Genomic DNA, 7,001 nt, shown 5'->3' on the forward strand with positions numbered 1-7,001 from the left:
CCGGAGCGCCCGGAGTCGGGCGGCGGCCCCCGCGCCGCGGTGGCTGCCCGGGCGCCGGGCCGGCCTGGCGACGCCCCGCGGCCCTCTGACCCGGTCCACGATCGCCATGCCGATCCGGAAGACGGCGGCGGGGACGACGACGCAGAGCAGGATCCAGAAGAGCGTCACGCCCCAGGGCCGCGGCACGCCCCAGGGCTGCTCGGCGATCACCTTGTCGCCGTACTTCAGCGAGACCTGGTAGTCGCCGTGGGCGCCCGCGGAGAGCTGGACCGGCAGGTCGACCTGGGCCTTCTTGCCGGGCTGCAGGGTGCCGCGCCACTGCTGCTCCTCCCACTGCGGGGCGAACACGCCGTGCGAGGTGCCGATCTCGAAGACCGGGTCCTTGACCGGGGCGGAGCCGAGATTGCCGACGGTGACGACGAGTTTGCGCGAGGGGGGTGAGCCGAACCAGTTGAGGATCCCGTTCGAGCCCTCCAGGCGGGTGGTGGCCAGTACGGCGATCCGCCCGGCGCCGGTCTCGTCCGGAAGCGGCTTCACCGGGTGGCCGGCGACCTTGAACTCCGCCCGGGCGGAGGCCTTTTCACCGGTGACCGTGGCGACGTGCACGACGCAGGGGCACGCCTTCGGCGGCTCCGCGACCGGCAGCTTCTTGCTGAAGGCGCCCTTCGTGTCGGTGGTGACGGCGCGGCCGTCGGAGTTGGCGCAGGCGTTGGTGCCGCCGATCATGTTCTGGCCGCAGATCAGCATCATGAGCAGGGTCTTCGGGCGCCAGCCGGATCCGGTCACGGTGATGGTGCCGCCCTTGCCGGCCTGCCCGTCGGACAGTTTCACGACGGGCTTGTCCGCGGCGGCCTCGGCGGTACGAGTCTCGGCGGTACGGGCCTCGGCGGTACGGGCCTCGGCGGTACGAGTCTCGGCGGCCGGGGCCGCCGCGGCCGCTCCCGCGCCGGTGCCCGCCAGTACGCAGGCGGCGAGCAGCGACAGGACGAGGAACAGGGCCCCGCTGCCGGACCGCGCGCTCGCGCGGCGGTGGCGCACGCGGACACCACCCTGCCTGCCGAAGGTCCCGTCACCCGTCCCACCGCCGGGCCCCCGCCCGGCACCGGTGGGCACGGCGGTACCGGCCGGCCCGTGCACGGCGGACCGGTCCCCGGCGAGTCCGGATCTGCCCGGGAGCGGCCGAGCCGCCGCACCGCCCCGGACGCCGCCCGTATGCTCCTGGAACCCGTGACCGTTCACCGCTCGTCTCCCGTTCCCGCGTCGACTCCCGTTCGCCGGCCCGCCGTACGCACCGCCGCGCCCGAACCCGAGCCGGCGCCCGAGTCCGTGCCCTCGCCCGAGCCGCCGCGCGGCGCACGGTCCGTACCCGCTCGGCCTCCGGCGGCTGCCACGACCGGTGCCACCGGCGTCGTCATCAACTCCCCGTCGCCGTAAGGCTCTTCCTCTTCCGTACGGGGCGGCACCGGTGCCGCCCGGCTGCGTCCAGCGGCCCGCCTGCGGACCCGTACGCCCCGCAGCGCGGCCGCCGCGAGCACGGCGAGGCCGGCGCCCACCGCGGTGACCGTCCCCCACGGCACGAAGCGGGCCTCGGCGGTCGCCGAGTCCCGTGCCCCGCCACCCGCCGTGACCGTGAGCCGCACCTCGGCCGAGTCGAGGGCCGGCGCGTCCGGCCAGGGTTCGGTGAGCTCGACGCGCCGGCCGGGCAGCAGCTCCACGGGCAGGGCACGCGCGGGCCGGTCGAGGAGCCGTCCGAGCACACCGTCCGCGCGTACCGCCAGCTTCGGTCTGAGCACCGTGTTGCCGCGGTTGACCAGGGCGTACGCGATCCCTTCGGAGCCGGCCTCGACGTCCTCGACGGTGAGCGCGGACAGCGTCGGTCCGCTGACCCGCAGATGCACCCGGACACCCTGCTCGTGTCCGGAGCCGTCGGCGACCACCGCCGCCGGATGGTCCCCGGGCGTCGCTTCGGCCGGCACGGTCACCGAGAACGGCACCTCGGCCCGGGTCCGCGCCGGCACCGTGACCTTCCCGCGCGCGGGCGTGATCCAGGCGCCGGGTCCCTTCGCGCGCGATCCCGGGGTGACGGAGAGTCCTCCGTCACCGGTGTTGTCCGCGGCGGCGCCCCGCAGCCGTACGGTGCGCGGCTCGTCGCCCTCGTTGGTCACGGTCACCGTGTCCTCGAGCACGCTGCCCGGGGCCCCTTCCAGATAGAAGTACGGCCGCCCGCCGTCGGCCGGCCGGGTGCCGCCCGAGGTGGCGGGTGCGAGAGACCACGGCGCGCCGTCGGCGGCCCCGGCCGGGGGCGCGGGCAGCGCGAAGAGGCCCGCCACGAGCAGACAGGCGGCAGCGGCACGGCGACCGGACGTCATCGGCGGCTCCTGGGAGTGGGGGTCGACCGGGTGCGGAGGGAGGGGGCAGCGCGCCCACGACGCGGCGGACTCCCCGGGGACGGGCCCTACCGGGTCGCCTGGTTGCGCCGGGTCAGCCAGAGGACGCCCGCCGCACCGGCGAGCAGCACCGTGCCGCCGAGCGTGCCCAGGGCCACCGCGGAGTCCTCGGGTCCGGTCTGCGGCAGTTCCTCGCCGCCGGCCGGGGAGCCGCCCGAACCACCGGTGCCGCCCGCGTCGTCCGAGCCGCCGCCCGTACCGCCGCCCCCGCCGGAGCCCTTGACGTCCAGGCTCAGGGACGGCTTCGGGTTGTTCTTCGGCGTGCAGGTGGTCGTGGTGCCGAGCGCCTTGATGGTGAGGGTGGAGGCGGTGAAGGTGACCTTGCCGCTCTTCTTGGGTGTGTACGTACCCGACAGATCACTGATCTTGATCGGTGAATTGGCCGGAATGGCCTCGGAGTTGGTTGGTCCGGAGACCGGCACGTCCCCGCTCTCCGCGCCGCCGAGCTTGATCAGGGCACTCGGCTTCATCGCGCCCTTGCCCAGCTCGACCGGGCTGGACGAGACGCCCTTCTGGAAGGACATCGTGAGCTTGTAGCCGCTGCCGCTCTTGACGCTCTTGATGTCGATCGGCGAGACGGCGCCCTTGTTGCCGATCGGCGTCTTGCACTGGTAGTCCACGTCGACGACCTCGGCGTGCGCGGCCGGGGCGGCGAACAGCACCGCCGATCCGGCGACGGCGGCCGCGACCGCGAACGCCGCGGGGCGTTTACCCGGGCGCGAGCGGCGCCCCGGGGCACTGCGCGCGGCTGCATCCCTCTTCTGGTACGACACCTCGAGTTCCCCTCATGCCGGTGGTGAGGGCCGTGAGCACCGGCCGTACGGCCAAGTTACTGACGGCACATCAGATTTGGTCGCTCAAGGTACGCCCAGCCCCTTGGAGAGGGAAGACACACGGCACCGCCGGATCCCGGACGCCCCCTGGGGCCCCATCCGCCACGCCCGCAGCGGCACGGGAGGCGGCGGGACGGCCGCACGCAGGAGGCGGGGACAAGGAGACGGGCAAGGAGACGGGCACAAAGAAGCGGCGCCCCGCATCGCAGGACGCCGCACAGTGCCCGGCCGCAGGCGACGGCGGCCGGAGGAACGATCAGGCAGGCGCCGCCAGTTCGGCCCACACCGTCTTGCCGGGAACCCCCGGTGTACGCACCACGCCCCAGTCGAGGCAGAGGCGCTGCACTATGAACATGCCGTGCCCGCCCGGCCGTCCGGCGCGGTGCGGCGTACGGGGCGCGGGCTGGCCGGTGCCGTGGTCGGAGATCTCGATCCGCAGCACCTTGCCGTCGGAGGCGAGCCACAGCTCGTCCGCCCCCTCGGCGTGCAGGCAGGCGTTCGTGACGAGTTCGGAGACGACCAGGAGGACGTCCTCCGCGGCCGCCCGCTGGTCCGCCGTGGCGGCCGGGAGCCAGCCCCAGTCGGCGAGGGCCCCACGGGTGAAGTCCCTGGCCAGCGGTACGACCCCGCTCGCGCCCCCCAGGCTCAGCCTGCGCACCTGGCGGGCGGCCCGCGCACCGGCAGCGCCCGGCTCGGGGCCGCGGTCGCCCGGCGAGAGGGGCCGGGTGGTGCTCATCAGCGCTTCACCTCACCGATTCACCAGTTCATCGTTCGTTACAAGACTTCGGGACAAAGGGCCCGCCGTCGGCCGTTCGTGCCCTTTGGCCGCAAGCAGGTCCAGCTGTCTCCTGCCCTGCCGAACCGTGAGAACACCCACTACTTCGGTTCGGGCTGTGTGATGCGGGTTACGTCCCGATCACACCGTGACAACTCCCGGGTAACAACCCCCGGAAACGGTCGGGTCAATCGGAGAGAGCGGCTTCGAGTGTGGGATGCACCACGAAGACCGCTTCGGCCCCGGTGATCTCGAACACCCTCGCCACCACCGGCTGCATCCCGGCGAGATGCACGCCACCCCCCGCCGCTTCGGCTTTCAGCCGGGCACCGAGCAGTACATTCAGGCCCGTGGAATCACAGAACTCGAGCCGCGAGCAGTCGACGACCAACCGGCTAAGACCCTGCTCGACAGCGGTTTCGAGGGGCTCCCGCAACAGTTCGGCCGTGTGGTGATCCAGCTCACCCACGGGCGTCACGACGGCACTCGGGCCCTCGCGGCGCACCTCGACCTGAAGCCGGCCCCTGCTGGCGCTGCCGACCGTCCCGCGGTCCATGCCGTCTCTCTTCCGAAGGTGTCTAGAGGTGTCTAGCTGGTGATTGTCGCCACTGAACCCTACGCCCTCACCGGGCGGCCCGGTACCTGAACATCCCCCCGAAATCGGACATTTCGCCTCCAAGCGCACTTGCGACCTCCTGTCGAATACGGGTAGGCCTATAAGAGACAGCAATCAACCCGGCCGGCTTTGGAGGCGCCGCACTCCGTAGTGCACGTATTGGCATCGGCAGCCATATGCCGAGAACGATGGAGGACACCATGTCACCCCGGCTCGACGCATCGCCCGGTGAAACCGCGACGTCGACACCCCCGGCGGAGGACTTCGCCCTCGAGCTGGATCTCCCCGAGATCCCGCCCTACGACGAAGTGGCCCCGCTGGATGCAAGGGCATTGTCCAAGACTCTCTTCGAGCGCCTCGAGTCGCTCGAGGAAGGCACGCACGAGTACGCGTACGTACGCAACACGCTCGTCGAACTCAATCTCGCCCTGGTCAAGTTCGCAGCCTCTCGGTTCCGCTCCCGCAGCGAGCCGATGGAGGACATCATCCAGGTGGGGACCATCGGCCTGATCAAGGCCATCGACCGCTTCGAGCTCAGCCGCGGCGTCGAGTTCCCGACCTTCGCGATGCCGACGATCGTCGGCGAGATCAAGCGCTTCTTCCGCGACACCTCGTGGTCCGTGCGCGTCCCGCGCCGGCTGCAGGAGCTGCGGCTCGACCTGGCCAAGGCCGGTGACGAGCTCGCTCAGCAGCTGGACCGCGCGCCCACCATCGGTGAACTCGCGGACCGTCTCGGCCTCTCGAACGACGAGGTGGTCGAAGGCATGGCGGCGAGCAACGCGTACACCGCCAGCTCGCTCGACGCGCAGCCCGAGGAGGACGACTCCGAGGGCGCCCTCGCCGACCGCATCGGCTACGAGGACCACGGGCTCGAGGGCATCGAGTACGTCGAGTCCCTCAAGCCACTGATCGCCGAACTCCCCCCGCGGGACCGGAAGATCCTCTCCCTGCGGTTCGTGGCGAACATGACGCAGTCGGAGATCGGTGAGGAGCTCGGCATCTCCCAGATGCACGTCTCCCGGCTGCTCTCCCGCACTCTGATGCGGCTGCGCAAGGGTCTGACCCTCGAGGAATGACCGGTGGGCGGGGAGCAACTCCCGCCCGGCTCCACGTGGTCCGGCACAGACGGTCCGGTACGGCCCGGTGGCCGCCGGGGCATGAAGCGACAGTCCGACTCCCGCTTCACGCCCCGGCGGCCATCGCCGTTCCCGGGGGCCATCGCCGTTCCCGGGGGCGTGCAGGCGTGAAGTTCCGTACGGTTCAAGCCAGTTCGCTGGTACGGGCCGGGGCGGGCGCCGGTTACCGCGTGAAACCTCTTTTCCGATCCTCGCTCGTCCTCCACCATGGGCTCCCTCCATGCCTTTCGGTATGTGGAAGACCCGGCGGCTCCCTCACCGCCGGGCGGAGGAGGAGCGCGATGTCTCGGCACAGCCGGACCGGCGCGGGCGACGGCATCCGGGGCACGGGCCCGGAGGACGGCGCGGGCGCCGGGCAGTACGCGGACACCCCCGACATGGCCCTTGCCGGGCTGCTGCGGCGGGACGTGACCACCTCGTTCGCCGCGGCGCGCGAGCTGCGGCGGCGGCACCTCCCGGCCGCCACTGCCTATGCGGGCGTGTGCACCCTGACCCCGGGCTCGGCACGGCTGCTCGCCGCGCAGGCCTTCGCACGCGCCGCGCAGGAGGCGAAACGCGGTATCGAACCGCCCGGCGCCTGGCGGCACCGGCTGCTGCTCCTGGTCGCCCGCGCGGCGGCCGCCTGGACCGCGGACGAGCGGGCCGTACGTCTGGACCGCGATGTGGTGCCGTCCGACCCCTCGGCCACGCGGCCGCCCCAACTCCTCGAAGCCGTGAGGCGGTTGCCGCTGCGGACGCAGGCGGTGCTCTGGTACGCCGCGGTGGACGAGGAACCCGACGCGGCCACCGGCGTGTACGTCGGGGTCGGGGCCGTCGATGTGGCACAGCTGCGGGGCACGGCCTTCGGCGCGCTGCGCAGCGCCTTCCTGCTCAGCCGGCTCGAAGCGCACGGCGGCCCCGACTGCCGGGGCTATCTGCGCCTCCTGGAGAACGCGGTGCTGCCCCAAGGCCCCCGCTACAGCGCGGACTTGGAGGATCATCTGGCCGTCTGCGCCTGCTGCGGCGACTCCCGCGCGGAACTCCTGCGGCTCAACTCCACGCCCCGCGCGGTCCTCGCGGACGGCCTCCTGCCGTGGGCCGGCGACCGCTACGCCCTGGCGCCGCGGCCGGCTCCCGCGGCGCAGCCCGCACCGCCGGCCGGGCCCGCGACGGCGGGTTCCGGCCTCGCCGCGCTTCCGAGGACCGCACGCGGAC

The 7,001-nt window shown here is 72.8% G+C and carries 6 protein-coding genes and 1 pseudogene; 2 read left to right on the forward strand and 5 right to left on the reverse strand.

The window, feature by feature from the left end:
* From DY218_RS25895 to DY218_RS25915, 5 genes are all read right to left on the reverse strand, one after another.
* The coding region (locus tag DY218_RS25895; protein ID WP_233521904.1) for a neocarzinostatin apoprotein domain-containing protein at window positions 1-1,038 on the reverse strand (1,038 nt) is incomplete at its 3' end.
* Window positions 1,039-1,235: 197 nt separating this feature from the next.
* Entirely contained in the window at window positions 1,236-2,369 is a 1,134-nt protein-coding gene (locus tag DY218_RS25900) for a hypothetical protein (protein ID WP_199566858.1), read from the reverse strand.
* Between the two features lie 86 nt (window positions 2,370-2,455).
* Complete coding sequence (locus DY218_RS25905; protein ID WP_128558554.1) at window positions 2,456-3,220, reverse strand: LPXTG cell wall anchor domain-containing protein; 765 nt, start codon at window positions 3,218-3,220, stop codon at window positions 2,456-2,458.
* Between the two features lie 316 nt (window positions 3,221-3,536).
* The gene (locus tag DY218_RS25910) at window positions 3,537-4,016 is read right to left on the reverse strand and encodes an ATP-binding protein (RefSeq protein WP_128558555.1); all 480 of its coding nucleotides are present in this window, start codon (window positions 4,014-4,016) and stop codon (window positions 3,537-3,539) included.
* Between the two features lie 226 nt (window positions 4,017-4,242).
* Window positions 4,243-4,611 carry an STAS domain-containing protein gene (locus DY218_RS25915; RefSeq protein WP_128558556.1) on the reverse strand — a complete coding sequence of 123 codons (369 nt, stop codon included), beginning with the start codon at window positions 4,609-4,611 and terminating at the stop codon, window positions 4,243-4,245.
* Between the two features lie 260 nt (window positions 4,612-4,871).
* Here DY218_RS25915 and DY218_RS25920 point away from each other — a divergent pair, with 260 nt between their 5' ends.
* Together DY218_RS25920 and DY218_RS25925 are read left to right on the forward strand one after the other, a co-directional pair.
* Window positions 4,872-5,747, forward strand: coding sequence for an RNA polymerase sigma factor SigF (locus tag DY218_RS25920; protein WP_128558557.1), 876 nt, complete (start codon window positions 4,872-4,874; stop codon window positions 5,745-5,747).
* A gap of 341 nt (window positions 5,748-6,088) precedes the next feature.
* A pseudogene (locus DY218_RS25925) lies at window positions 6,089-7,001 on the forward strand (ricin-type beta-trefoil lectin domain protein); the annotation flags it as partial.

The organism is Streptomyces triticagri, from assembly GCF_003429565.1.
Lineage (GTDB): Bacteria > Actinomycetota > Actinomycetes > Streptomycetales > Streptomycetaceae > Streptomyces > Streptomyces triticagri.

Excerpts from the sequence above, each read along its gene's own strand:
- DY218_RS25900 (WP_199566858.1), bottom strand. The coding sequence starts at position 2,369 with ATGACGTCCGGTCGCCGTGCCGCTGCCGCCTGTCTGCTCGTGGCGGGC.
- DY218_RS25910 (WP_128558555.1), bottom strand. The coding sequence starts at position 4,016 with ATGAGCACCACCCGGCCCCTCTCGCCGGGCGACCGCGGCCCCGAGCCG.
- DY218_RS25920 (WP_128558557.1), top strand. The coding sequence starts at position 4,872 with ATGTCACCCCGGCTCGACGCATCGCCCGGTGAAACCGCGACGTCGACA.
- DY218_RS25915 (WP_128558556.1), bottom strand. The coding sequence starts at position 4,611 with ATGGACCGCGGGACGGTCGGCAGCGCCAGCAGGGGCCGGCTTCAGGTC.